The organism is Arthrobacter sp. UYCu723 (genome assembly GCF_054059215.1).
In genome coordinates, this window is the sequence record NZ_JBSSBW010000001.1 from 4,606,284 (window position 1) to 4,630,985 (window position 24,702).

General features: G+C 66.1%; 22 protein-coding genes. 2 read left to right on the plus strand and 20 right to left on the minus strand.

The features are described from left to right. Position 1: 1 nt before the first annotated feature. The 10 genes from murD to dinB all read right to left on the minus strand — a co-directional run bounded on the left by murD (position 2) and on the right by dinB (position 12,412). Positions 2-1,603, minus strand: coding sequence for a UDP-N-acetylmuramoyl-L-alanine--D-glutamate ligase (murD, locus tag ACVWZ8_RS21475; RefSeq protein WP_456505764.1), 1,602 nt, complete (start codon positions 1,601-1,603; stop codon positions 2-4). After that, complete coding sequence (gene mraY, locus ACVWZ8_RS21480) at positions 1,585-2,694, minus strand: phospho-N-acetylmuramoyl-pentapeptide-transferase (protein ID WP_426977022.1); 1,110 nt, start codon at positions 2,692-2,694, stop codon at positions 1,585-1,587. The genes murD and mraY overlap by 19 nt, the downstream gene beginning before the upstream one ends. After that, on the minus strand, positions 2,691-4,253 hold the full coding sequence (locus ACVWZ8_RS21485; protein ID WP_426977021.1) for a UDP-N-acetylmuramoyl-tripeptide--D-alanyl-D-alanine ligase: 1,563 nt from the start codon (positions 4,251-4,253) through the stop codon (positions 2,691-2,693). Before ACVWZ8_RS21485 ends, mraY begins: the two co-directional genes overlap by 4 nt. Before the next feature lie 6 nt (positions 4,254-4,259). Then, positions 4,260-5,915, minus strand: a complete 1,656-nt coding sequence (locus ACVWZ8_RS21490; protein WP_456505765.1) for a UDP-N-acetylmuramoyl-L-alanyl-D-glutamate--2,6-diaminopimelate ligase — start codon at positions 5,913-5,915, stop codon at positions 4,260-4,262. A gap of 102 nt (positions 5,916-6,017) precedes the next feature. After that, positions 6,018-7,814: a peptidoglycan D,D-transpeptidase FtsI family protein gene (locus ACVWZ8_RS21495; protein WP_456505766.1), complete on the minus strand. Its 1,797-nt coding sequence runs from the start codon at positions 7,812-7,814 to the stop codon at positions 6,018-6,020. A gap of 42 nt (positions 7,815-7,856) precedes the next feature. After that, a complete protein-coding gene (locus ACVWZ8_RS21500; RefSeq protein WP_426977018.1) occupies positions 7,857-8,579 on the minus strand; it encodes a hypothetical protein in 723 nt (240 codons plus the stop codon). Continuing rightward, on the minus strand, positions 8,576-9,571 hold the full coding sequence (gene rsmH, locus ACVWZ8_RS21505; RefSeq protein WP_426977017.1) for a 16S rRNA (cytosine(1402)-N(4))-methyltransferase RsmH: 996 nt from the start codon (positions 9,569-9,571) through the stop codon (positions 8,576-8,578). Before rsmH ends, ACVWZ8_RS21500 begins: the two co-directional genes overlap by 4 nt. 192 nt (positions 9,572-9,763) lie before the next feature. After that, a complete protein-coding gene (gene mraZ / locus ACVWZ8_RS21510) occupies positions 9,764-10,192 on the minus strand; it encodes a division/cell wall cluster transcriptional repressor MraZ (protein WP_354243998.1) in 429 nt (142 codons plus the stop codon). A 395-nt stretch (positions 10,193-10,587) separates the two neighbouring features. Then, positions 10,588-10,962 (minus strand): DUF3040 domain-containing protein, encoded by a 375-nt coding sequence (locus tag ACVWZ8_RS21515; protein ID WP_456505767.1) that lies wholly within the window; start codon positions 10,960-10,962, stop codon positions 10,588-10,590. A 289-nt stretch (positions 10,963-11,251) separates the two neighbouring features. Continuing rightward, entirely contained in the window at positions 11,252-12,412 is a 1,161-nt protein-coding gene (gene dinB, locus ACVWZ8_RS21520) for a DNA polymerase IV (RefSeq protein WP_426979866.1), read from the minus strand. A gap of 140 nt (positions 12,413-12,552) precedes the next feature. On the opposite strand from dinB, the gene ACVWZ8_RS21525 reads away from it, so the two are divergent. Beyond that, entirely contained in the window at positions 12,553-13,095 is a 543-nt protein-coding gene (locus ACVWZ8_RS21525; RefSeq protein ID WP_456505768.1) for a hypothetical protein, read from the plus strand. Further along, a complete protein-coding gene (locus tag ACVWZ8_RS21530; protein WP_456505769.1) occupies positions 13,092-14,186 on the plus strand; it encodes a polyprenyl synthetase family protein in 1,095 nt (364 codons plus the stop codon). The genes ACVWZ8_RS21525 and ACVWZ8_RS21530 overlap by 4 nt, the downstream gene beginning before the upstream one ends. 86 nt (positions 14,187-14,272) lie before the next feature. Here the strand turns inward: ACVWZ8_RS21530 and ACVWZ8_RS21535 are convergent, their stop codons facing one another. From ACVWZ8_RS21535 to ACVWZ8_RS21580, 10 genes are all read right to left on the minus strand, one after another. Beyond that, on the minus strand, positions 14,273-14,626 hold the full coding sequence (locus tag ACVWZ8_RS21535) for an Rv2175c family DNA-binding protein (RefSeq protein ID WP_456505770.1): 354 nt from the start codon (positions 14,624-14,626) through the stop codon (positions 14,273-14,275). Positions 14,627-14,748: 122 nt separating this feature from the next. Further along, positions 14,749-15,024: a hypothetical protein gene (locus tag ACVWZ8_RS21540; RefSeq protein ID WP_456505771.1), complete on the minus strand. Its 276-nt coding sequence runs from the start codon at positions 15,022-15,024 to the stop codon at positions 14,749-14,751. Between the two features lie 9 nt (positions 15,025-15,033). Continuing rightward, positions 15,034-15,792 carry a peptidoglycan recognition protein family protein gene (locus ACVWZ8_RS21545; protein WP_456505772.1) on the minus strand — a complete coding sequence of 253 codons (759 nt, stop codon included), beginning with the start codon at positions 15,790-15,792 and terminating at the stop codon, positions 15,034-15,036. Positions 15,793-15,801: 9 nt separating this feature from the next. Next, a complete protein-coding gene (locus tag ACVWZ8_RS21550; RefSeq protein WP_456505773.1) occupies positions 15,802-16,149 on the minus strand; it encodes a hypothetical protein in 348 nt (115 codons plus the stop codon). A gap of 342 nt (positions 16,150-16,491) precedes the next feature. Beyond that, on the minus strand, positions 16,492-18,345 hold the full coding sequence (locus tag ACVWZ8_RS21555; RefSeq protein ID WP_456505774.1) for an SGNH/GDSL hydrolase family protein: 1,854 nt from the start codon (positions 18,343-18,345) through the stop codon (positions 16,492-16,494). A 292-nt stretch (positions 18,346-18,637) separates the two neighbouring features. Continuing rightward, complete coding sequence (locus ACVWZ8_RS21560; RefSeq protein ID WP_456505775.1) at positions 18,638-20,782, minus strand: hypothetical protein; 2,145 nt, start codon at positions 20,780-20,782, stop codon at positions 18,638-18,640. Positions 20,783-20,822: 40 nt separating this feature from the next. Continuing rightward, positions 20,823-22,370, minus strand: coding sequence for a glycerophosphodiester phosphodiesterase (locus tag ACVWZ8_RS21565; protein ID WP_456505776.1), 1,548 nt, complete (start codon positions 22,368-22,370; stop codon positions 20,823-20,825). Continuing rightward, complete coding sequence (locus tag ACVWZ8_RS21570) at positions 22,371-22,823, minus strand: hypothetical protein (RefSeq protein WP_456505777.1); 453 nt, start codon at positions 22,821-22,823, stop codon at positions 22,371-22,373. It lies immediately after the preceding gene. A gap of 44 nt (positions 22,824-22,867) precedes the next feature. Then, on the minus strand, positions 22,868-23,662 hold the full coding sequence (locus ACVWZ8_RS21575; RefSeq protein ID WP_456505778.1) for a hypothetical protein: 795 nt from the start codon (positions 23,660-23,662) through the stop codon (positions 22,868-22,870). Continuing rightward, complete coding sequence (locus ACVWZ8_RS21580) at positions 23,662-24,645, minus strand: hypothetical protein (RefSeq protein ID WP_456505779.1); 984 nt, start codon at positions 24,643-24,645, stop codon at positions 23,662-23,664. The genes ACVWZ8_RS21575 and ACVWZ8_RS21580 overlap by 1 nt, the downstream gene beginning before the upstream one ends. Positions 24,646-24,702 lie beyond the last annotated feature (57 nt).

Consider the following 24,702-nt stretch of genomic DNA (forward strand, 5'->3'; position numbering starts at 1 on the left):
GTTACTCCTCGCTGGTCTGAGCCTGCCCTTCCACGAGCCCGCGGACGGCTTCGATGAAGGCGTCGCCACGGTGAGCGTAGGAAGAGAACTGATCCATGGATGCAGCCGCCGGGGCCAGGAGCACAGTGTCCCCGGAGGCGGCCAACTGCGCCGCCGACGCAACGGCCCGGGCCATCACAGTCTCACCGAAAATCGGCGAAGGACCTGCTTCGGCATCGGCCGGTCCGGCAGTCTGCACGACTTCAGTGTCGCCCTTCGCCTGCCCGATCACGGGGACATCGGGTGCGTGTCGCTGCAGCGCGGACCGGAGCGCGCTGGAGTCCGCCCCGATCAGCACCACTGCCTTGAGCCGGTGGGCCTGCTCCCGGACCAGCGCTTCATAGTTGACGCCCTTGGAGAGTCCCCCGGCGATCCACACCACGTTTTCGAACGTTGACAGCGAGGCTGCGGCGGCGTGCGGGTTGGTGGCCTTGGAATCGTTGATCCAGAGCACGCCGTTGTGGCGGGCGACCAGCTGGATGCGGTGGTCGCCCGGCAGGTAGTCCAGCAGGCCCTTGCGGACTGCGGACGGCTCCGCCCCGTAGGCCCGGACCAGGGCTGCCGCGGCCAGGGCGTTCGCCACCATGTGCCGCGGTGCCACCGGGCCCAGGTCGGCGACGGAGGCCAGCTCGACGGCGCTGTCCCTGCGCTCGGCGATGAAGGCGCGGTCCACCAGGAGGCCCTCGACGACGCCGAGCATGCTGACGGCGGGCGTGACGGTGGTGAAGCCCACGGCGCGGCAGCCCTCCACGACGTCGGCTTCCTCCACCATGCGTTCGGTTTCGATCTGCTCCGCGTTGTAGATGCAGGCCTTCCGGGTGTTTTCGTAGACCTTCGCCTTGTCGGCCAGGTAGGAGGCGTAGGAGCCGTGCCAGTCCACATGGTCTTCCGCGACGTTGAGGCACACACTGGCGACCGGGGACACGGAATGGCTCCAGTGCAGCTGGAAGCTGGAGAGCTCGACGGCGAAGACGTCATAGTCCACCGGGTCCCGGAGAGCGTCCAGGATCGGCGTCCCGACGTTGCCGACGGCGATCGCCTTGAGTCCGGCGGCCTGCAGCATGGACTCGGTCAGGCCCACGGTCGTCGTCTTGCCGTTGGTGCCCGTGATGGTGAGCCAGTCGGCGGTCTTGCGGCCCTTGCGTTCGCGCACGCGCCAGGCGAGTTCGACGTCGCCCCAGACCGGGATGTGTGCCCTCGCCGCGGCGGCCAGCAACGACTGGTCCGGCCGCCAGCCCGGGGAGGTGACGATCAGATCGGGCTTCCCGCCGTCGATCCTGGGCACGGCGGTCACGCCCTCTTCGCCCAGCAGCACGTCCACGGCCCCGACAATCCGCAGCGTTTCCGCCTGCGCCTGCGCCTTCGGGCTGGTAGCGGAGTCCACGACGACCACCCGCGCGCCGAGCTCGATCAGGGTGTCGGCGGCGGCAAAGCCGGAGACGCCGATGCCAGTGACCACAACGCGCAGGCCGGCCCAGTCCGAATCCCAGCTGACCAGGTCCTTCAGCCGGGGCGAGGTGGTGAGCGCTGCCGGGATGGAGTCGGTCACAGGAGCACCACCCATTCGGCGTAGAAGATCCCGAGCCCGGCGGCGACGAACAGTCCGCAGAGGATCCAGAACCGGACAACGACGGTGACTTCCGCCCAGCCCTTGAGTTCAAAGTGGTGCTGGAGCGGGGCCATTTTGAAGAACCGCTTTCCCTTGGTGATCTTGAAGTAGCCGACCTGGATGATGACGGACAGGGTGATCAGGACGAACAGGCCGCCGATGAAGGCAAGGAGCAGTTCGGTCCGGGAGAGGATCGCGAAGCCTGCGACGGCGCCGCCGATGGCGAGCGATCCGGTGTCTCCCATGAAGATTTTTGCCGGTGAGGTGTTCCACCAGAGGAAACCGACCAAGGCGGCGCTGAGGATGGCCGCCAGCAGCGCGAGATCCAGCGGATCGCGGACGGAGTAACAGCCGCTGCCGGCCTGCCGCGGGGAGCCGCAGGCCTGGTTGCTCTGCCAGATACCCATCAGCGTGTAGGCGCCAAAAACCATTATCGAGGCGCCGGCTGCGAGCCCGTCGAGGCCGTCGGTGAGGTTCACGCCGTTGGTCGCGGCCGTGATAATCAGGTTCGACCACAGCACGAACAGGATGGCGCCGAGCACGGTTCCGCCGAAGGCCAGGTTCAGCCACGGGATGTCGCGGACCAAGGAAATCTGCGTGGACGCGGGAGTCAGCCCGTTCTCGTCCGGGAACCGCAGCGCCAGGACCGCGAAAATAATGCCTACGCCGGCCTGCAGGATCAGTTTGGCCTTGGCGTCCAGGCCGAGGCTGCGCTGCTTGGAGATCTTGATGAAATCGTCCAGGAAACCGACGAGTCCCATCCCGACCATGAGGAACAGCAGGAGCAGTGCCGAGGCGGAGGGGCCCGGTGAGACCGGGTTGATCATCCACATGATGAGGTGGGTGAGCCCGTAGCTGGCGAGGACCGCCAGGACCACGATGGTGCCGCCCATGGTGGGGGTGCCGCGTTTCGTGTGGTGCGAGGTGGGACCGTCATCGCGGATGAATTGCCCGTAGCTCCTACGGACCAGCAGCCGGATCAACAGCGGGGTGCCCACGAGGGCAAAGAGCAACGCCAGGCCGGAGCCCATCAGCAGTGCAATCACGGCAGCGAACTCCCTTCAACGGCGGTTCCGGCAGGTTTTCCAGCGGCATTTCCAGCAGTGACTTCGGCACCGCGTCGGGCGGCTTGTGGAGGTAATGCTATCCGATCGCCCAGATGGCGCAGGCCGATGCTGTTCGAGGATTTGAACAGCACCAGGTCACCCGGCTCAAGCTCGGCCTGCAGGAGCTGGTAGGCCTCCTCCGCGGTCTCGGCGAAGACGCATTCGTTGCCCCAGGATCCTTCGTTGACGGCGGAGACGTAGAGCGATCGTGCCTCCCGTCCGACGACGACCAGCCGGGAGATGTTGAGCCGGACCACCTGGGTGCCGACGGCCATGTGCTCCCGGATGGAGTCGGGTCCCAGTTCGAGCATGGCGCCGAGCACCGCCCAGGTCCGGCGTCCGCGGCCGAGGTCGGCCAGTGTCCGCAAGGCGGCCCGCATGGATTCCGGGTTCGCGTTGTACGCATCGTTGATGACGGTGACGCCGTCGGCGCGCTCGGTGCGTTCCATCCGCCACCGGCTGGCAGCCGTCTGTGCGCTCAGCGAGGCCGCGATGCGCGCTGCGGGAATGCCCGCGGCGTGGGCTGCTGCGGCGGCTGCCAGCAGGTTGGACACGTGGTGGGCGCCGATCAGCTTGGCTGTGACGTGCTGCGGGGCCGTCCCATCCGGGGCGCTGTCGCCGGGCAGGAAGAGTTCGAATTCGGGGTGGCCGGCGGCGTTCAGTTCGACGCCTTCCGCGCGGACACGCTCTGCACCGACTCTGTCGGAGCGGCGGTCGCGGGAGGGCTGGGAGGAGTAGCCGAGCACGGCGGCACCGGTGCGGCCCGCCATGGCTGCGACGCGGGCGTCGTCCAGGTTGAGCACGGCGGTGCCGGTGGCCGGAAGGGCTTCGACAAGTTCGCCCTTGGCGACGGCGATGTTCTCCACGCCGCCGAATTCGCCGGCGTGGGCGGTGCCGACGCCGAGCACGACGCCGATGTCCGGGCGCACCATGTCCGCGAGGTAGCGGATGTGCCCGACGCCCGTGGCGCCCATCTCGATCACGAGGTACCGGGTGTCGTAGCCGGCCTTGAAGACGGTGAGCGGGACGCCGACCTCACCGTTGTAGGAGCCCTGCGGGGCGACGGTGTGGCCCGCGCCGGATTCTTCGGCGAGGATCCCGGCGAGCAGGTCCTTGGTGGTGGTCTTGCCGGCGGAACCGGTGATGCCGATGACGGTCAGCGCAGCGCCTTCGGCTTCGCGGCGGGCCCGGATCCGGCGGACAGACTCGGCAGCGAGTGCCCCCATGGCGAGGACCGAGTCCTCAACCACGACGGCAGGGTAGTTCCGGCCCGCGGCGTCGGCGACGTCATGCTCCACGAGGGCCAGCACAGCACCGAGCGCGAAGGCGGCGCCCACGAAGTCGTGGCCGTCGGCCGTCTCCCCCGGCTTGGCCACGTAGAGGGAACCCGCTGTGGCTTCGCGGGAGTCGGTCACCACGGAGCCGGGCGTGATGCCCGGTTCGGCGGCCAGCCGGCCGTTGGTCAGGTCGGCGATTTCCGCCGCGGTAAATGCAATCATCTCGGTTTAGGACTCTATCCGCTGGTCTTGCAGAACGGTGAATCCCCGTGCTGTCAAGGCGGAGCGGAGCTCCACCCTGTCGTCGAGGGCGAGGTTGACGCCCTTGACTTCCTGCCATACTTCGTGGCCCCGTCCTGCGACGAGGATGGTGTCCTCCGGCCCGGCCAGCTCGACGGCCCTGCGGATGGCGGCGTCGCGCGGGAAGACCTCCTCCACCGTGCAGTCAAGGCCCTCGCGGTCCTTGGCATCGAGGGCTCCGGCCAGTACGCCTGCCCGGATGGCGGCGGCGTCCTCGTCGTGCGGGTCATCGTCGCTGACGATCACGGTGTCCGCGAGCCGGGCGGCGATGGCACCCATCGCCGGGCGTTTGCCCTGGTCGCGCTGACCGGTGGCGCCAAAGACGATGATCAGCTTCGAGCCCGGCTCCGGTGAGCGGACGGCCGCCAGGGCCCGGGCCAGGGCATCCGGGTTGTGGGCAAAGTCGACCACCGAGGCGGGCGCCGTGGAGACGAGCTGCATGCGGCCGGGGACGGCGACGGTGAAGGGATCCCGGGCCTCGAGGGCGGCCTGCACCGCCGCGGCGTCGTGGCCGCCTGCGAGCACCATGACGGTGGCCAGTGCGGCGTTGGCGACGTTGAAGCTGCCCGGGAGGCCGGTGTGAACGCGCAGGGCGGTGCCGTCGCGGTGCTGGAGCGTGAAATCGGTGCCGAGTCCGCGCGGGGACAGGCCGGTGACGGTCCAGTCGGCTACTTTCCCGCCGGCGTCGTGTGGTGCCGGGGCGGCCGCGAGGGTCGTGACCGGGATTTCGGCTGAGGCTGCCAGCTTCACGCCCCATTCATCGTCCACTGTGACTACGGCGGTGCGGGCGCGTTCTGCCGTGAAGAGCCGGGCCTTGGTCCGGAAGTACTCCTCCATACTGCCGTGCAGGTCCAGATGGTCCTGGGTCAGGTTGCTGAAGCCGGCGACGTCGAACACCACACCGTCCACGCGGTGGAAGGAGACGGCATGCGAGGAGACCTCCATGGAGGCCGCATCGAGGCCGCGTTCGCGCATGAGGGCGAGCAGCGCGTGGACGTCCGTGGATTCGGGTGTTGTGAGCAGACTGGGAATCGGCTCGCCGCCGGCGAGGATCTCGATGGTCCCGATCAGGCCGGTCTTCTGGCCCAGGGCCTGCAGCAGGGCGTTGATGAAGTACGTGGTGGTCGTCTTGCCGTTCGTGCCGGTGACGCCGTAGAGGGCAGGCGCGGCCGCGTCGTCCGGCCGGCTCCGGTAAATCAGGGCGGAGAGCCGTCCGACGAGCCCGCGGGGTTCCCCGGCCAGCAGCACGGGCACGGAGATGTCGTTCGAGAGCGCCAGCAGGTGCGCTCCGGCGTCGTCCGTCAGCACCGCGGCGGCCCCGGCCTCCACTGCCTGGGAGACAAAGTCGGCCCCGTGCCGGGTGGCGCCCGGCAGGGCGACGTACAGGTCGCCCGGCTGAACGGCCCGGGAGTTCAGTGAGATCCCGGTGACGGCTACTGAGCCGGATGCCCCGGGAACGACGACGCCGATCGCCTCACCGATAGTTTCCAGCGGCACCGCGGCGACCATAGCGGGCCGGAAGCCCGAGGTGGCGTCCTGGCCGGAGGGCGCGGTGGAAGCGTCTGGGGCGTTGAGCTCTGACAAGGGGATCTCCGTTTGCGGTGCTAGTGGATCTGGCGCTGCGCACGGAAAGATGCTCCGGCCCGCAGGCTTCGTATTCGTACTGGGTGCTGAATGGTGCGGGCGCTACTTGGCGTACTGCGGCAGCCGGACGGGTTCGCCGGTGGACGGCTGGACGTTGAAGGTGCGCAGCGTCTGGCTCATCACCGAGCGGAACACCGGTCCGTTCGAGATGCCGTGAATATCGCCCTTGGGCCGTTGCAGGACCACTTCAACAATAAACCGCGGATCGTCCATCGGCGCCATCCCCACCATGGAGGCGGTCAAGCCGCAGAACCCTGATTTGCCGTCGTCGCACGGCGACTGTGACGTTCCCGTCTTGGCGCCGACCCGGTAGCCGTCGATGCCGGCTTCCTTGATCTGGCCTTCCGTGACGGCGCTTTCGAGGATGTCGCGGACCTGCTTGGCGGTGTCCTTGGAGACGACCTGCCGCGGGGGCTGGGCCGGGACCTTTTCCTCGGTGCCGTCGGGGCTGATGTAGCTGTCGATCAGGCGCGGCTGGAGCATGACGCCGTCGTTGGCGACGGACTGGAAGGCCCGCACCGTCTGGAGGGTCGACTGCGACACCCCCTGGCCGAAGAGGACTGTGTACTCCTGGCGTCCGTCCCATTGTTCAGCCGGCGTCAGGATGCCCTTGGCTTCGGCGGGAAGCCCGATGTCGGGTGCCTCGCCGATGCCGAACTTCTGCAGCCAGTCGTGGCGCTGGTCCTTGCTCAGCCGCTGGCCTGCCATGACCGTGCCGGTGTTCATCGACCAGCCCAGGATGCCGGCCAGGGTCCGTTCCTCTGTGCCGTGTTCGAACGCATCGCTGAAGGTCTGCCCGTCCACGGTGTAGGTCGGCGGGATGGTGAACGTGTCCAGCGGACTGGACTTGCCTTCCTCGATGAGCGCGGCGGCGGTGATCATTTTCTCCACCGACCCGGGCTCATAGGCGGCGGTAACTGCCCGGACACCGCGGTCCTCCGGCGCGGAGTTTCCGGGGTCGTTGGGATCCGAGGTATTGGTGTCCGCCATCGCGATGATGTTGCCTGTCTTGGCGTCCGAGACGATGATGACGCCCCACTCGGCGCTGAACTTGTCCTGCTGGCTCTGGATCGCCTGCTGGGCGAAGTACTGGAGATCAGAGTTGAGCGTGAGCTTGATGTCCTTGCCGTTCACGGCCGGGGTCAACTGGTCGACGCCTACCGGGATGCGCAGCCCGTCGGCGCCGATTTCGAAGAGCCGTTTGCCCGGGGTGCCCTTGAGGATCTCGTCCTGGGTCTGTTCGAGCCCGGCCTGGCCGGTGGTGCCATCCTTCAGGAAACCCACGATTCCGCCGGCGACTGCCCCGTTGGGATAGACCCGCTTGCTGGTGCCTTCGCTCTCGACGCCGGGGACATGCAGCTTGGAGATCCGGTCTTCGACGTCGGGCAACAGGTCCTTGGCCACGATGTAGTACCGCTTGTCGCCCGTGAGGGCGTCCTTCACGTCGTCCCGGTCCATGCCAAGCGCCGCGGCGAGCTCGGAGATGCCCTGGTCCCGGGTTACCTTGACAATCTCGTCCTTGCCCTCGTCGAGCCTTGGGAACGTCTGGGTCTTGGTGTTGACGGTCTGGTCCACCACGATGTTGTAGCGGATCACGCTGCTGGCCAGAACGGTGCCGCCGGAGTCCAGGATGCTGCCGCGTTCGGCAGGGAGTTCGATCGGCGTGAGGCGGTTTTTGAGGGCCGCCTCGGCCATGCCGCCGACGTCGAGTCCCTGGACCAGGAAGAGCTTGCCGCCGACGACGAGCAAGAGCGTGAGCATGAGGCCGAGGCCGAGCCGCAGCCGCCGCGTGGCGCTTGGCACTTTTGCCTTGCGTGCCTTGCCGGTGTTCTGCGCCACGATGATTCCTTGCTGCTTGCCTGGCTGGTGATCCGGCCTGGGTTACTGTCCGGGGACCTTTTGGGCGGGAACTTTCTGGGCCGGGGCCGGAACGGACCCGCCATGGAGTTCCACAGCCGGCGCAGCCGGTAGGTCTGGTGCGGCTGCCGTGCGCGGTGTGGCTTCTGCGGCGGGCGCAGCGGCAGTAGCCCGTGCCGGTGTTGCCTCCGCGGCGGGCTGTGCCGGCACGTCGGCTGCCGGTTTGCGGTTCACCAGCGGCTCCTTGCCGATGGCGGGCGGGACGACATTAAGCTGCCCCGCGACAGCCGGCGCGGCGATGACGGCACCTGGGGCGTCGCCCTTCACCGCGGCCTTGGCCTTGCCGGTGACGCGGAGGGTGGACAGGTCGATCTGGCCCTTGCCGGTGGAGGCCACCATGCCCAGCTCGGTGGCTTTTGCCGCCAGGTTCTGGGGGGCGTCGAAGTGCTGCACCTGCTGCGTCAGGTCCTGGTTCTGCTTCGTCAAGGTCAGCTGATCGCTCCTGAGCTGGACCAGCTGGTACTGCGAGGTGGATACGGAGATGTTCAGGACCAGCACCGCCATCAGGGCTACGGCAAGGATGCCGAAGCAGAGCACGACGAACGGGGCCCGGCGCTTGCGCGGGGCCGAGCGAACCAGCGAGAGCGGGGTGCGGGACTTGCGGGCCGGACCGGGGTTCAGCCCGGGAAGGGCGCGGGCGGTGGCGCCAGTGGCAACGGGGAATCGGTTGACGGCAGCGGTGCTCATACGGCTCTCCTGGCTTTGATGCGTTCCACGGCGCGGAGCCTGGCGGAGGCTGCGCGCGGGTTCTCGGCAATTTCGGCTGCGGTAGGCACCTCGGTGCCCTTCGTCAGGGTCTTCAGTTCAGCCTTGTGTTCCTCAAGCTCCACCGGGAAACCGAGCGGGGCAGAAGATTTGGAGCCGGCCTGGAAGAAGCCCTTGACGATCTTGTCCTCCAGCGAGTGGTAGGACATGACGACGACGCGGCCACCGACGGCGATTGCGCTGACCGCCGCGGGGATCGCGCGCTCCAGCACGTCGAGTTCCTCATTGACCTCGATCCGGAGCGCCTGGAAAGTGCGCTTGGCGGGGTGCCCGCCGGATTTCGCAGCGCCCGCCGGGACAACCCCGCGGATCTGTTCGACGAGCTCACCGGTGGTGCTGAAGGGCTTCCCGGCGCGGGCGGTGACGATCCTGTTGGCGATGCGGCCGGCGAACTTCTCTTCGCCCCACTTCCGGATGATCCGGACGAGGTCCTCTTCGCTGTAGTTGTTGACGACGTCGGCGGCGGTCTGGCCGCGGCTCGTGTCCATCCGCATGTCCAGTGGGGCATCGAAGGAGTAGGCGAAACCGCGTTCCCGCTCGTCCAGCTGGAGCGAGGAGACACCCAGGTCCATCAGGACGCCGTGGACCTGGCTGAAGCCAAGGTCCGCCAGGACCTCCGGGATTTCGTCGTAAACGGCGTGCACGAGGTCGATCCGGCTGGCGAAGGGCTTGAGCCGCTCCCCCGCCAGGGCCAGGGCTTCCTCGTCGCGGTCGATGCCGATCAGGTGGAGATCCGGGAAGCGCTGGAGCATGGCCTCGGAGTGCCCGCCCATGCCAAGGGTGGCGTCGATGACCACCGGGGACTCGCCGCGGCCGCGGGCCGCCTCGAATGCCGGTGCCAACAAATTGATGCACCGGTCCTTGAGGACCGGTACATGGCGTTCGGACGTGGGCTTCTGGTGAGGGTCAGTCATGCCTGCGTCCTTTCCTTGTCCGGGCGTGCTTGCTGTGCTGCCTGCGCGGCTGCGCTTCCCGCTTCTTGATCCAGATCCCCATCCGCGCCTACCCGGCGTCCGCCTGGCTCCGGGGAAGTGAGCCAGGAGAACAACTGGATGGGCGGCTGGAGATCTTGGTCAAGAAACGTAGTGCTGGTGGATCCGTGGGGCTCAGAAAATCCCCGGTATGGCGTCGTCGGTCTCCGAGAAGGCTGTTTCCTTTTCGGCCAGGTACTCATTCCAGGCTTGGGCGTCCCAGATCTCCGCCCGGGTACCGGCGCCGATGACGGCCAGTTCCCTGCCGAGTCCTGCGTACTCCCGGAGCGCCGGCGGAATCGTCACGCGCCCCTGCTTGTCAGGTACCTCGTCAGAGGCTCCAGAGAGGAACACCCGGATGTAGTCACGCGCCTGCTTACTGGAGATTGGAGCCTCCCGCATCTGCTCGTGCACCCGGCCGAATTCAGCCTCACTGAAGACATAGATGCAACGTTCCTGGCCCCTTGTGAGAACCAGCCCGCCGGCAAGTTCCTCGCGGAACTTGGCGGGAAGGATGATCCGGCCCTTTTCGTCCAGACGCGGCGAATGTGTGCCGAGAAACACGGCCCACCGCCTGTCTGTTCGTAGGAAGCCCAACGTCCCCTTGCTGCCACTACCCTCTTACGTCCTCCACATTACTCCACATCCCTCCACAGTCAACGACACGCCGAAGACAATTGCGCATTTCCGTGGGCATGTGGGTCCCGAAGTTCCGTGCAACGGCAGCGAACAGGGCCCGGTGGTGCGTAGTGGAGGGATTCCGGCATCCGGCGCGGGCGGGCCCCCCTACAATCACGACGACGGACACGGCCGGGCGTACCCGCGTCCGCGCGAGCCGGCGAATCGCCTGCGGTTGCCGCCAAAAGCCCCCGATAACGGCAAAAGACCCGCCGAAGCGGGTCTTTGCGTGCCTCCGGGCTAGCCGGGTGGCGGGAAATGGAGGATGCTCCCGAGTTCGCTCAGGAATCCCCGCGGTGCCGTTCGTCCCAACGTTCCTCGAGGTTGCTCATGAACGATTTCCTGGGCTTTCCGGACTTCCGGGACGACCCGGCGGCTTTTGCCTTGCCGGAGGTGGAGCTGCGCATTGTCGCGAAATAGACGCCGGCTCCCATCACGACAAAACCCAAGACCCCGACCAAGATGTTTTGGACGGTAACGCCGAACAGCAGGAGCATTATGCCTGCCAGGGTGGCCAAGACCCCAATCACCAGATGGCGGGTAGACCATGAACGTCCATGGTCCGAGTCCATCGAGCTGGCGAACTTGGGATCGTCCTCATGCAGCTGCTTCTCAAGTTGCTCAAGCAACTTCTGTTCGTGCTCCGAGAGCGGCATCACGACCTCCTTAAGTCGGCCAACGTCCAGACTTGACATGGCCAGTGTCCCTAATCCCATAACGACCGGGATTCCGGAGTGGTTCCCGTCCGCCATCGTTGCGCGAATCGGGGTTCCCACCGGTGGTTTTCCACGGTCCCTTTGGGTGTTCAACTGGTCACGCATCAGCCCGAACGCTCGTTCCAGTCGTTCTAAACCTACGTACATCTAAGGATAGTTTGTTGCGGCCCGTTCTGAAAGACGCTGCACAAGCTTGGCGCGTTCAAGACGGCCGACCCGGCCGCAGATGTCAGCCGGAGCCGCTGCCGGGATCGAGAAGCCGGGCCGGCAGCACCGATTTTGTCCCGAATTTCCGCGTCACCGCGTCGAGTACCTGTTCGGCTGCACGCCAGTTGTCATCCCTGCGGTCCAGGCTCAGCTGCAGCGGCGCCTGGGCGGCTTCCTCAAGCTGCTCCGCCCGGATGCCGACGAGCCGCACCGTCATGGGCCGGTCCCCGACGGATTCCAGGAGCTGGACGGCCACGGCGTAGAGCAGCTGGGCGCTGTCGATCGGGGTGCTGACGGTCCGGCTGCGCGTGATGGTGGAGAAATCGGCGTACCGCAGCTTGAGCGCCACGGTCCGGGCATGCATGCCGGCGCTGCGGAGCCTCTCCGCCGTGCGGTGTGAGAGCCGCAGCAGTTCGCGGTGCAACAGCGCCTCGTCGGCCGTGTCCACCGCGAAGGTCTCTTCCGCCCCGATGCTTTTTTCCAGCCGGACCGGTGTTACCGGACGGGGATCGATCCCCCATGACAGGTTGTAGACGTGTTCGCCGGAGGCGCCGAGCACCTTGCGCAGGGAAGGCAGCGGAGAGGCGGCGACGTCCGCCACGGTCCGGATGCCCATTCGGGCGAGCACCTCGACCGTCTTGGCGCCGACGCCCCAGAGTGCGCTGACAGGAAGACTGTGAAGGTAGGGCACCGTCTCCTCCGGTCCGATCAGCAGCAGTCCGTCCGGCTTGCACCGGGTGGAGGCGATTTTCGCCACGAACTTGCTGGCCGCGATCCCGACGGATGCTGTGATTCCCAGTTCCCGATGGACCCGGGCCCGGATGAGTTCGCCGATCTCGCGGGGCGTACCCAGCCGGCGGATCGCCCCGCCGACGTCGAGGAAGGCCTCATCCACGCTCAGCGGTTCCACCAGATCGGTGATGGAGCCGAAGATTGCCATGATCTGGCCGGACACTTCGTAGTACAGCTTGTGCCGGGGCTCGATGATGACGGCCGAGGGGCACATGCGGGCCGCGACCACCATCGGCATCGCCGAGCGCACGCCGAAGGCGCGGGCTTCGTACGAGGCGGAGAGCACCACGGACCGGTCCGCGGGGTAGCCGACGATGACGGGTTTTCCCAACAGCTGGGGCCGGCTGCGCAGCTCCACGGAGACGAAGAACGCGTCCATGTCCACGTGCATGATGCTGCTGCGCCGGAGTTCGCGAAGCGTCGCTTCAAGCTGCTGTTTCTCCCTGTCCGGCCCCACAACTTCAATCCTATGCCCCGGGACTGACTAAACTGGAGGCTGAATCCGGCGTCAACACCAGGAGGAAAGTGTCTGTGAAGGTTTTTGGAGAGCGCAAACGTGCTGCGGTTGCCGTTATTGCGGCAGGCGCCATCATGGCCCTGGCCGCCTGCACGCCCGCCGCCCCCGGGACCGCTTCCTCGGCTTCCTCGGCGGCGCAGGCGGGGCCGGCGGTGGCATCGACCGCCCCGCCCACCACCACCGCGCCCCCCAGCCCCTCCGCGGAGCCCGGCACCTCGGCCACGGTAGGGGCCGTGGTTTCCGGTTTCCCGCAGCAACTGCTGCCCCTGATGCCCGGGGCAAAGGTGGTCTCGAGCAGTTTCGACAAGACCACGGCGCCGGCCACGGTGGCACTGGTCGGCAGCATCACCTCGCCGGCCGCCACGGTCCTGGCCTTCTACACCACGCAGCTGGAGGCCCAAGGCTTCACGGCCGTTCCGGGCGAGGCCGTGGGCTCGGTCCCGTCCAAGGACTTCCTGCGCGGTGACAATGAAACGGTCAACACCTCGGTGATCGAGACCGCGGGCGTCTCGACCTTCACCATCGGCGCGAACGTCGCCGCCGAGTCCGTCAAGTGACCCTCGCGGAACAGCTGCGCCTCGAGCAGACTGCCTACGTAGCCGCCGTCGCCGGCAAGCTCACCGATTTCCTGACCACCCGCCAGGCCGTCATGTCCTCAATATCCCAGGACATCGATCCGCTGATGGGCTCCATCTCCAACCTCGTCACCGGCGGTAAGAGACTTCGGGCGCTCATGTGTTACTGGGGCTGGCGCGGTGCAGGCGGTGAGGCCGGGGCCGGCGAAGTGGTCACGGCCGGGTCCGCCCTGGAACTGTTCCAGGCCGCCGCCCTTATCCACGACGACATCATTGACCGCTCGGACACCCGCCGCGGCGGACCCAGCGTGCACCGCCGTTTCAGCGATCTGCATGAGACGCAGGGCTGGGCCCTGGACCGCGAACGGTTCGGGCACGCTGCGGCCATCCTGACCGGCGACCTGTGCCTGTCCTTCAGCGAGGAGTCCTTCACCGAAATCGGGGACCGGGCCGCTTCCGGAAGCCAGGCCCGGCTCATCTTCAACCTGATGCGCGCCGAGGTCATGGCCGGCCAGTACCTCGACATTCTCGAGGAGGTCGCCGGACCGCGGCGGGACCGCGCCGGCGCCGTCGGCCGTGCCCAGTCCATCATCCGGTTCAAGTCGGCCAAATACTCCACCGAGCACCCGTTGGCCCTCGGCGGTGCCCTGGCGGGTGCGCCCGATGAGCTGCTCCGCGGCTACTCGGCCTTCGCCCTCCCGCTCGGCGAGGCCTTCCAGCTCCGGGACGACGTGCTGGGGGTCTTCGGCGATCCGGTCAGTACGGGTAAGCCCGCCGGAGACGATCTGCGCGAAGGCAAACGCACCGTCCTGGTGGCTTTCACCCTGGACCAGGCCACCCCTGCCGAATCAGCGTTCATCGATGCCAAGCTGGGCAACCCCGGGCTGAGCGAGGCGGACGTGGACGCGATCCGACGCATCATCGTGGACTGCGGTGCGCTGCAGGCCACCGAAGTGCTGATTGAGGAGTTCGGTCGCGCGGCCTTCGCGGCCCTGGACCTGTTGCCGCTCGAGGAGCTGCCCAAGACGGCGCTCCGGAAGCTCGCCGAAGCCACTGTGAGCCGAACGGCCTGATCAGCCTAAAAGCCTGAGAGGCCTGCCGCCGGTCAGGCCGGCCATCCCCGGGAGTCCGTGGACGGACTCTACGGGAGTGGCACGTGCTACCAGGCCAGGGACTGTGCCCGGCGGCGGATCTCCGTCTTACGTCCTTCGCGGAGGGCGTCGATCGGCCGTCCGCGCAGGGATTCGTCGGGCGTAAAGAGCCAGGTGATGAGTTCCTCGTCCGAGTAGCCAGCGTCTGCGAGGACCACTATGGTGCCCTTCAGGCTCTCCACGGCGTGGCCGTCCTGGATGAAAGCCGCCGGCACCGAACGGATACGCCGGTCACCGACCCTTAGTGCCGCCAGTGCGCGTTCATCGAGCAGCGCATGGACCTTCGTAATGGAAACATTCAGAAGCTGGGCAACATCGGGCAGGGGCAGCCATTCGCCCACGAGGCTTTCTACAATCGGCATGTCTTGACAATACCCTAGAGTACGCTATGGCACTCCCCCGGCCCCTTTGTTTCCGGGGGTTCCATCTGGTGGTCGCCGTGCCATACTGCACGATACGCTCACGTACTCTGAGCTTTGATGAATTACCGGCCCTTTTCTGGCCCCTCGGAAGGCGCAAGCCAGGGTGCGAATCGTCGGATCAGGTCATCGACTGCGGGGAGTGCCATGACGCGGGTGATGCCGGCCGCGACGGTCAGGGACGTCGCCACCCACGCCGGGCCGGCGTCGAGCCCTGCCGCCTGAATGATGAGGGCCCACGCCGCGGCGAGGCCGACGAGGAAGGCGAACGCCGTTCGGACGGTAGCCCGCCACGGGTGTGCCGTCTGTGTGCTGGTGCCGGGTGCTGCGTGGTCAGACATGGTTCTCTCCTACTTCAGTTTCTTGGCGAGCAGGTCAACGACTGCCTGCGCGATGTCTTTGGGGATGAGGTCAGCAATCGCGGCGGGGCTCAGTGCCCCAACGCGTGCGGCCGTCGCGGCGACAATGTCCTCCGCCTGCCCGGTGTTGATGACGAGGTTCCCGTTCAGGCCCTTGATCAGTCTTTCGACGTGGGCGCGGGTCACGTCCTCGATCTGCTGGTTCACGGTCCTGCTGGCCCGGATCTCGGCAACGAGCGTGTTCATTTGTTCTTCGGTCACGGTGTCCTCCTGTGTGATGGTGCCTTGCGGGTTGATGCCGCCGCGGGCGAGTGAGTCAATGCGGTCGAGGTCCCACACGCCGGGGCAGGCGGTGTTGTGCCAGTCACGGTGCGGGATGAGGGGGAGGTCTGCGCCGTACTCGCTGCGGAGGTAGGCGACGAGCTCTGCGACGGTGTTGTAGTCGCCGTCCGTGGCTTCGGGCCGGCATTCAATCCCGATGGAAGTTGCGTTGCCCTCCGCGTTCCCGGAGTGCCATGCAGCATCGGCCGGGTTTACGAGGCAGGTCACGCGGCCATCCGACGCCACGAAGTGCGCCGAGGTCGTGCCGGGGCCGTTCACGAAGAAGCTGTTCACCCCGTCATGCGTCTGGCCCAAGGCGCCCCACCAGTGGATCGTGATGGATTTGATGACACGCTCTTGGCCGAAGACCTGCCGAACGGATGCCGCAGGCGTAAAGCCCTTGGCTGTTCGTGATTCATCGATGTTCATGTGCTGCCCCTAGCGGTTGGTCGAGTACCAGTAAATGACAAGCGACACGGCGCCGATGACGCAGGCGAGGACGGCCATGAACCGTTGGGCCGGGGTCCATGACTGCTCCGACTGGTTGCGGCGTTCCGCGTCCGCTTCTTTCAGTGCGAGCGCCAAAGCAATTTTCTTGGCCTCTTCCGCTTGTGCATCTTTGGACAGGGTGAGCGTCAAGTCCTCCTGCGCTTTCAGCCGTTCCTCGATTTTGCTGACGCGGGGGATGAGTTCGGTCACCCTGTCTTGCACCCGGTCGAGTTTGCCTTCCATGCGGGCGAGTACGACGGGGACGGATTCTTCTGTGCGGGGGCTATATTCGTCCATGTGGGGATCCTTTGGTGTGTTACCCCATACGGGGCTAGGCTGCGTGTCATGGCTGCGCTTGCCGTCTTCCTGGCGTAGTGTCAATGCGGTGTGGCCCCCGGTGCGCAATACCGGGGGCCACACGTTTACAGGTGGTGCATGGCCGGATTTATCTGCCCGGTAGAATCGGGCTCAAACACTTCTCCTGGGGGACTTCTGGCGTTCGATCAACTTCTTTGCGGGGCTTTCCGTGGAAAAGCATTACGCATCAGTTGAGGACGCCGCGGCACAGGCGTGCACCCATAGCGAGACGGCATGTGCCGATTGCTGGAATGACGCCTACGCCGAATACGCAGCCTAGGCTTACTTCGTCACCTTGACGGATGCCCATGTGGACGATCCGCCGCCGCCGCCTGATGAGTTCCACAGTCCCGCTTTGTTGCCGGTGGTGTGCGTGGTGTCGGTCGCGCCGACGATTTCTACGCCGTTGATGTAGGCGGACAGGTGGGTGCCGTCCACCATGAACTCGACGTCGTTCCCGATGTTCCATATGGGGGCTACGGTAGCGGACAGGACGGTGAACACTCCGGCCTGCCGCTTGTAAATCCGGGCGTGGCCGGTGGCGGTGATATTCAGGTCCAGCAGGTAGTAGTTGCTTTCATCGGTGTACCGTGCGATCAGGCCAACGTTGGCCTTGCTGGCGGACCCTGACTGTGCGGAAACAACTGCCGAGATGACATGATCCGCCTGGCCCGCATCCCGGACCAGCGTGGCCCCGTTGGTGTTTGCCGGGGAATAGGCGCAGTTTCCCATGATGCCCCAAGTGCCGGTGGCCGTCCATGTTCCGCCGTCTGATGCGCCGCCAATGGCCGTGGTGCTGTCCGCCCGGTCGAACGTGTCGGTGATGATGGACACCTGCTGGTTGACGACGGCGAGCTGGGCGATCTTCTGGGCTATGGCCTGCCCCCAGAGGTTATGTCCGGCGTCATTCGGGTGCAGGCCGTCAAACCAGATATCCACCTTGTCGCGGAGGATGGTGAACATGTCCACCAGTTGCACGCCCAGTTCTGTCGCGAGGCTCCTTGCGATGGCGTTCTTTTGGAGTAGCTTGGGCGTGCTTGTCAGGTCGTAGGCGGTGTTGCCCGTCGATGCGATCCAGGTTGCATCGAACTGCGCTGCAGTGATGAGTATCGGCGTCGCCCCCGCCATGCGGGTCAGGGCGATCATCCTGCGGAGGTAGTTCTCCGTGCTGGTGTCGCTTGTCAGCACGTCCTTGCGGGTGTCATTGACTGACACTTCGATCGTGACGTACGTGGGCTTGTGAGTTTGCAGCAGCGCATACAGCCTACCCAACATCTGCCCAGTATTGTTCCCGTCCGCGCCTGCGGCTATAACGGCGATTGCACCCAGAAGCGTGTTCAGGTGGGATGCCATGCGTGCCGGGTAGCCGGTCGCGGTAGACGTTGCCCCAACGGAGTTTGCAATGCTGGTGCCCAGCGCCAGTACCTTGCCGTAGCCCAGGCTATTGCCGAAGGCGGTAACCAGCGGCTCAGAAACGACCTGTGCTGCCGGGCCATAAGTGGCAGCCAGTGTCGCATCCGAGAGCCGCCCCGGCAGGGCCGCGTCGGGCACCCTGGAGTCCTCGCCGAGCGGCGCCACACCGGACGCAGCGCCCTTCTGGCTGGCGTCCAGCTTGGGTGCCACCGCCGCGGTGACATACGCCGGCGTGACCGAGGCGGGCAGCAGCGGCGCGAGCCTGTCCGCGAGCGCCTGGGCGGCAACCGCGCCGGTCTCCCCGGCCACCGACGTAACCGGGACAGGGGGCGCGGACACAGGGAGCCCGACCTCCCCGCCGGGCAGGTTGTCGAAGTCAATCGTGGCCTGCCCCAAGACGGGTGCCCACGCCTTCCGTACGGTCTTCATCGACGCCCCGAAGAACGTCCGCCTGGTCAGGACATACGACCAGTTAGTGAAGGCGCTCCCGGACTGGTCCGTGAACCCTGCCTGATCCACGAAGGGTGCCGTCAACGACCCCGGCATCCCCTCACCGGGGGCGACCGTTTCGGCGAAGTCGTCAATGGGCTGGCCGGTCGCAGTCCACACCACGGAGGCCGTGGACTGCACCGTCATTTCCGTGCGGAGCGCCGCGGCGCCGAGGAACGTACTGGGGTTGCTGAACGTCAGCGTGGCGAGCTGCACGCCGGGAGGGTAAGTCACGGGTTCTCCTAAAGGGTGGGATCGGCGGTGTGGCCCCCAGTGCAATACCGGGGGCCGCACGTTGCTTTGGTTACTGGTTATCCGGCCGCCGTCGTACTGGTCATCTGCCGGGCCTGCCACTGCCCGGTCGCCGCGGCGGCGTTCAGGGTGACGGCCTCAGTCATTGCGGGCCGGGTTTGTTTGTTCCATACGTGGCACTCCTAAGCCGGGTGAGAAGTAAGGTGCGGGGCTCCTTGCTGGGGCATAAAAAAAGCCCCGGTCAGGGGCGGGATGGGTTGGGCGGGTGGAGTTTTTAGGCCTTGAGCCAGTTCTGAGCCAGAGGTGTCCAGCTAGTAGCGGCTATGGTGCCCGACGTGACGCCCATGATCTTGAGCTTGCCGTCAGGGGCGGCACCAGCCGCCGTGATCTGCCATGTTGCACACTGCCCCGTAGACCCGAAAATCTGAACAAACTGTAGGTTGTACTGGGGCAAGAACTCTGCTGGGATCGTGGCGACATCCACGTCGGCGGCGGTCAGGCCCTTGATGGCACCTTGCATGTAAATCTGATTGCCGATGCGCCGGATGCGCGGGATGGTGTCACCGCCGTAGGTCACTGCCGTTCCAAGGAGAGCGAGGTCTACCCAGCCCGTGTCGTGGACATAGGCGGTGGGGACGGTGCCGGCTTTGATTCGCACGCCGTTTGCCACGTTGTGCAGGGTCAGGACGGTCTTTGAGGTCACAATGTCTGTCGTGCTGTTGACGACATCCATGCTCACGAGCTTGCCCCGGTAGGTGCACCCCGCCTCGTTTTCATAGGTGTAGTTCACAAGGTCGGTAATCAAACCGGGCTTGGCCGAGTTCAACGCGGCACCGAACTCAGCCTTGCCGTACTGCTGGATCGTGACGACGCGCCCGGCGAGGTTGTAGACCGTGATCGTCGGGGAGGTTCCGCCCGCGCCCTGCAATATGAAGATGTAGCCGCCGTTGATAACAAGGCCCTGGTTCTTCGCCGCTGTCTCGTTGGACGTTTCCACGTAGATGGTGCTTTTCAGGACGGGCGTACCGGCCTGGACTGATGGCCAGTCGTACACGAAGATCGTTTTGATTGTCTCGTTGCGGGCGTCGGTCGTGATCAGGGAGTCTCCCTGGACGTCGGCTTTCCATAGACCCTTGATGGCGATCTGCGGGCCGAGTGTGCCGAGGGTGTAGTTGTAGATGTTGTACGTTGATTCGGTCGCAGCAACGCCAGTACGAATGAAGAAGCAGAGTTGCCCGGAGCCGTTGTAGAACCACGGCATCCCTTCGGTGTATGCGCCGTTGGCCGTGGTCACGGATTTGGTGGACTTGAGCGTGCCGTCCATGTTCCGCACGTCGATGCGGAGCAGAGTTCCGCCCTGGTTGGCGACGTAAATTTCCTGGGCCGCGTCGTTGATGCTCACGCCCTGGGAGAATGTTGCTTCGGACCCTGCCGGGCGCGTATCCCATGAGCAAATCACGCTAATGCTGTTCAGGTACGCGAGCGGGTCGGAGGCATCGGCTAGGGCCGTCTTATTGGCTGCCGTTGCCGCGTCCACGTAACCTTTGCGGGCGCCGTGAGTGCTCGTGGTCGGATCATTGTCAAGAATGACGTAGGCAAACGCGGACGTACCGGAGCCGTTGCGCGTGACGACCTGGTTGACGCCGGAGCTACTGGCAGTGGCCGCGTCCAGCTTGGCCTTGTCCGCTGCCGACATTGACCCTGCGGCGGACGTCGTTGCAGCGGGGAGTCTGGCAGCGGCGAACGTCCCGCTGGTGGTGTCCGCCGCCGCGTGCGTGTGGACGGTGTCGGCCTTGCCCGCGAGTCCGGCAGCGACGGCGCCTGCGGCGGACGATGCCGAACCTGCGGCCGCCGACGCAAAGCCCGAGGCTGTCGTTGCCGACTGCGCCGATGACGTAGCGGAAGCGCCAGCGTCAGCTGCTGCCTGGATCGCTTCGGACCGGACGACCATGACCTGATCCACGCCGACGCCGGTCGAGGACGGGACGTTGACCGCTGATGCGAGGTCCACAGTGCCACTGGACGGGATGAGGATGGAATGAGCGGGTATCTGTGGCAGTGCGTTCTTGCCCCGCGGGCTGAAAGCGTAGGTGACCTGCCATGTCCAGCCGGTCACGGACACGTCGGGGTCGTCCGTGGCGATGAGCTCCACACCGCGCCGGCCCGGAAGCTTCGGGTCGTCCGGGTCCGGTGAGCACACGTAGCCCGCGTCGTCGAGGACGCACACGATCGGTTCCGGGAGGATCGTTACCGGCTCGGTAGCGGTAGGGTCCGGCAGGTACGGCACGGACGCGGTGAACGTGACAGTGCCCTGGACGGGGTAAGTGTCCTGGGCGAAGTCGGTATCGGCGCCGTCTGCTGCGGCGACGATAAATTGCCCTGTGACCGTGCCGGTCGAGACGTTAGTGGGCAGCGCCATTAGGGGTGCTCCTCTGCTGAGTAGTGGTGGCCGGAGTCATTTAGAGCGCCCGGACGCGGACGTTGCTGATCCGGCCGGAGCTGGAGTTGACGCCGCGGAGGGCGAAGCGCAGCGGGGCGGCGATGGTGAGGCCGTGCGTGGCCGTCGCCGCGAAGTTGAACGTCGGGACTTCGACCGTCAGTGCCGATCCGGTGAAACGGAACGTGACATCGACGCGGCCCGGTTTGAAGTCCGGGGCAAGGTCAACGGCGGGGAACTGCGTGGCGAGCGCCTGGGTGAAGAACTTCACCGACGCGGCGCCGTCCGTGTAAGACCACGCCTCAGCCAGCCCGTTGCGCCGCACGATGGCCGTGAACCCGTTCTGCCCCGCCTTGGCGCCATCTAGGAAATCCCCGTCAGGATCAGAGAGGTTGCTATACAGCACGAGGCCGAAGCCGTGGCCGGATTCGCTGGTATCCGCCCCGAACTCAATGCTCATGCTGACTTCGACCGGGAGCGCCAGCATGCCCGCCCAGCCCTGGTGCACGACTTGGATCTCGTTCGACGTGCCGCTGCCGACCGGGAGGAACTGCAATGCGTTCCCGGCGAGGGCGGCGGCGGTGGTGTAAATGGTCCCGCCGATTTCGTACCGTGCGCGGATCCCGGGCCAGCCGAAGCCTTCGCCGAACGGGTCGCTGCTGCGGATCTCCTGCCGCCCGGCGACGAACCACGGGTCATTGGAGAAGACCCCGTCCACACCCTTGGCGCGCTGCTCTTCCCACGCGCTGGGGGTGTTGATCGTGTAAACCCACACGATCAGTTCGGCGGTCTGCATGGCCGCGACGGTCCCCGTGGAGACGCCACTGCCGGGGCCAACGTAGTTGATGCCCGCGGCCTTGATTTCCGCCGGGGTGTACCCGGTGGAACTGCCGAACAGGAAGAGGGCCTGTAGCCCGGCGGTGGCGAGGGTCCGGCACGTCTCAAAGTTGAAGGACTGCACAATCACGGACCGTTCGAGGCCGCGGTCCTTGATCGCCGCAATGACGGCGTTGATCACGGCAGTGGTGTTGTCCTTGATTTCGGGGACAAGGACAACTTTTCCGCCAAACTCGTCCAGCCAGTCGTCAAAAAGGAAGCACTGCCCGGACCTGCCACCCTTGACGGCGGGCCGGATCTGCATGGCGAGCCACTGCTCGCGGGTCAGTGCGGACGGCGCCCCGGTCTGCCCCGTCATGGTCCGGTCCACCGTGTCGTCGTGCAGGCAGACGAGCGTGCCGTCAGCCAGTGCCTTGACGTCCACTTCGGGGAGGAACTGGGACGCCGCAGCGGCGCGCATCCCCTCCAAACCCTCTTCGGGGTAGAGGTAGTATCCGCCGCGGTGCGCGATATACGTGGGCGACTGCAACCGTTCGATCAGGTCCGGCTTGTGCACGAACGCCTTTTGCAGCGCCGTCTTCGTCGCGCTCGTGCCCAGCGTGTCGATGTAGCCCGCGACCGCGGAGTCAGCGGGGAGGGTGGCCGCACCGGGGAGGCCCTGGATGCCGCGCAGACCACGGAGGCCCTGCACGCCGCGGGTGCCTCGAAGGTTAGCGATAAGGGTCCACGGCATTTAGTTGCTCCATTCGTAAAGGTTGCCGGTGCCGGCAGCACCGTCCGGGCTCGCTTCGAGCCACTTCATGCCGGGCGTCGGCGACGGCGCGGTGAGACTGACCCACACAAGGGACGGGTTCGCGGGCTTCTCGAGCAGGTCCGCGAGGTCGCCGCCCTTCCCGGGGACGAACAACCGCCAGTCGGGGAAGTCGACCTGCGTGTAGTTGTTCGCCGGGTCCTGCCAAGTGATTTCGATGGTGTACCAGATCCCACCGGTCGCGAGGGTGTCCGTCGCGGACAGCGTCACCGACCAATCCCCGGCGCTGTTCGGGGTGACCTTGATTTCCTTCGTCGCGAGGATGGCCCCGCCTGAGGTCACCGCAGGCTGGTTCGCCCGGAAGACGATTTCGGGCTGCTGCCCGGGGAAAGCTGCGAGACCGAAGTCGCGCAGGGTGCCGGAAATGACGGGCATGGGGTCCTCCTGGGAAGGGCTCGGATAGGTGGGGTTGTGCCGGTCTAGGCGGTGGAGCGCTTCACGACGCCCTGGGCGTCGACGTGGAGGTTCGCCGGGGCGGTCGTGGTCGGCAAGTCGGCGTACGACAGTTTCAGGCCCATGGCGGAAACCGTGCCGGAGAAGTAGGCGCCGCCGGTGAACTGGAATAAGTAGGTGCCGCTATTCGGCGTGAGAAACAGCTGCGCGGCGCCGTTGGTGATCCCCGCCAATCCGAAGCCGTTGTCCGGGGTGATCGTCAGCGGGCCGATGTCCATGAATCCGCTAGGCCAGATGGTTGTCTCGCCGGCGATGATCTTCCCGCCGGCCGTGACCTCCATGTCGTTAGCGAGGGTGACTTTCCCGGCCGTATCAATCAGGAACGTGCCGAACTTCACCGAGCCGTCGGGGTTGATCTCTGCGGATCCGCTGGTGATCTTCCCTGCCGGGCTGATCGTCATGGATCCGAACTTCGCGGAGCCGTCAGGGTTGAGCTCGATAGTGCCGGCGGTGATCTTGCCGCCCGAGGCAACCACAAGGTCACCCGCGAGGGTCATGAGGCCGGTCACGTCCAGGGGCCCTGAGATTGTCACGTCGCCGGTGAAGTCGATAATCCCGGACGCGATAAGCCGGCCAATGATTTCTGCTGTTCCGGTGACGTAGAGCCCGCCATTTTCGATGGTGATCACGCCGCCGCCGTACACGAGCAAACCGGAGCGTCCGATCGCTGCGTTATTGACCGGGGTTCCGCGTTCCAGCTTCTCAATCCGCCTGATCAGTGCGCCGAGCTGGCCCTGGTTCAAATTGTCGACCTGTGCCACTATGCCTCCTGGAATTCGAGATGTATTTTGTTCGTCAGGTCGCCGGAGAACTCGATGAGCCGGGAGGATTTCCAGCCGTCCGGGAAGTACGGGTCACCCTGCGTTTTCCACCGCACCGTGCCGCCGAGCCGGAGCATGTAGACGGCAAAGTCGGCGTCCATCTGGACATCCATGCTGACCTGCGTCGTGGGCTTGGAGCGGGCCGCGAGGTCGGCGCGGGCGCGGGCGGCGAGCTTGCCCTGCTCCGTTTCGTCCTTGTACGACGGCGAAGCATCCAGCGGCAGGAACGTCGAGCCGGCGGACCCGTCGGCGACGCTGACGAGCATCTTCTTCTCGGAGCCCTCACCGATGGCGGCGATCCGGTTTGCCATCTGCGACCCGTCGCGGCGCTCCTTCAAACCCGAGGCCTGCGACTTGGGGGCGGTCACGTCCCATTCCCACTGACCGTCCGTGTTCGCCCCGACGCGCATCAGCCACTCCACCTGATCATCGCCGTACCAGCGCGGGAAGAAGTCGATGTCCGGGCCGCCCTCGTCGTCCATGATGTCGCTCAGGACAGACGCCACAGTGGGCAGGTGGTAGCCGTAGTACGTCCGGGCTACGGTTCCGGTCTCGTCGGCGGGTAGCGCGATGGGCAGGGCGAACCTGACCGCGTCGTCGTTGCTCTGATAGACCGCGTTCTTCGCGATCTGCACCGGAGTTACGCCCGTGTAGACCAGCGCCCGGGTCTGCAAGCCGTCGCTGACCGTGTCGGCCATCAGCCGGCGGGCCAGCACCGCCCACAGGTCTTCGTGGGTCACTGTGTACGTCTGGGCGTCCCGGTCGTATTCGGTGCCCGTGATGAACCCGGCGTACACGATCTGGCCGCTGTATTCCGCGACCAGCATCCGCGACCACGGCGCAAGCGTCGTCGTGTTCGCTGTCTCCGCCACGGCAGGGTCGCCGAGCTTGAACGTCGCCGAACCGCCCTTACCGCCGTTCATCGCCCGGCCCCACGGGAAGGCCGATGGGGTAACCCTGACCTTCGTCCGCCAATCCAG

Coding starts and splice junctions, on each gene's coding strand:
- dinB (WP_426979866.1), bottom strand. CDS start 12,412: ATGCACGTGGACATGGACGCGTTCTTCGTCTCCGTGGAGCTGCGCAGC.
- ACVWZ8_RS21580 (WP_456505779.1), bottom strand. CDS start 24,645: ATGAACGGCGGTAAGGGCGGTTCGGCGACGTTCAAGCTCGGCGACCCT.
- ACVWZ8_RS21535 (WP_456505770.1), bottom strand. CDS start 14,626: ATGCCGATTGTAGAAAGCCTCGTGGGCGAATGGCTGCCCCTGCCCGAT.
- ACVWZ8_RS21570 (WP_456505777.1), bottom strand. CDS start 22,823: ATGCCCGTCATTTCCGGCACCCTGCGCGACTTCGGTCTCGCAGCTTTC.
- ACVWZ8_RS21540 (WP_456505771.1), bottom strand. CDS start 15,024: ATGTCTGACCACGCAGCACCCGGCACCAGCACACAGACGGCACACCCG.
- ACVWZ8_RS21545 (WP_456505772.1), bottom strand. CDS start 15,792: ATGAACATCGATGAATCACGAACAGCCAAGGGCTTTACGCCTGCGGCA.
- rsmH (WP_426977017.1), bottom strand. CDS start 9,571: ATGACTGACCCTCACCAGAAGCCCACGTCCGAACGCCATGTACCGGTC.
- ACVWZ8_RS21515 (WP_456505767.1), bottom strand. CDS start 10,962: ATGCCGCTCTCGGAGCACGAACAGAAGTTGCTTGAGCAACTTGAGAAG.
- ACVWZ8_RS21485 (WP_426977021.1), bottom strand. CDS start 4,253: ATGATTGCATTTACCGCGGCGGAAATCGCCGACCTGACCAACGGCCGG.
- murD (WP_456505764.1), bottom strand. CDS start 1,603: ATGGGTGGTGCTCCTGTGACCGACTCCATCCCGGCAGCGCTCACCACC.
- ACVWZ8_RS21560 (WP_456505775.1), bottom strand. CDS start 20,782: ATGGCGCTGCCCACTAACGTCTCGACCGGCACGGTCACAGGGCAATTT.
- ACVWZ8_RS21550 (WP_456505773.1), bottom strand. CDS start 16,149: ATGGACGAATATAGCCCCCGCACAGAAGAATCCGTCCCCGTCGTACTC.
- ACVWZ8_RS21565 (WP_456505776.1), bottom strand. CDS start 22,370: ATGCCGTGGACCCTTATCGCTAACCTTCGAGGCACCCGCGGCGTGCAG.
- ACVWZ8_RS21500 (WP_426977018.1), bottom strand. CDS start 8,579: ATGAGCACCGCTGCCGTCAACCGATTCCCCGTTGCCACTGGCGCCACC.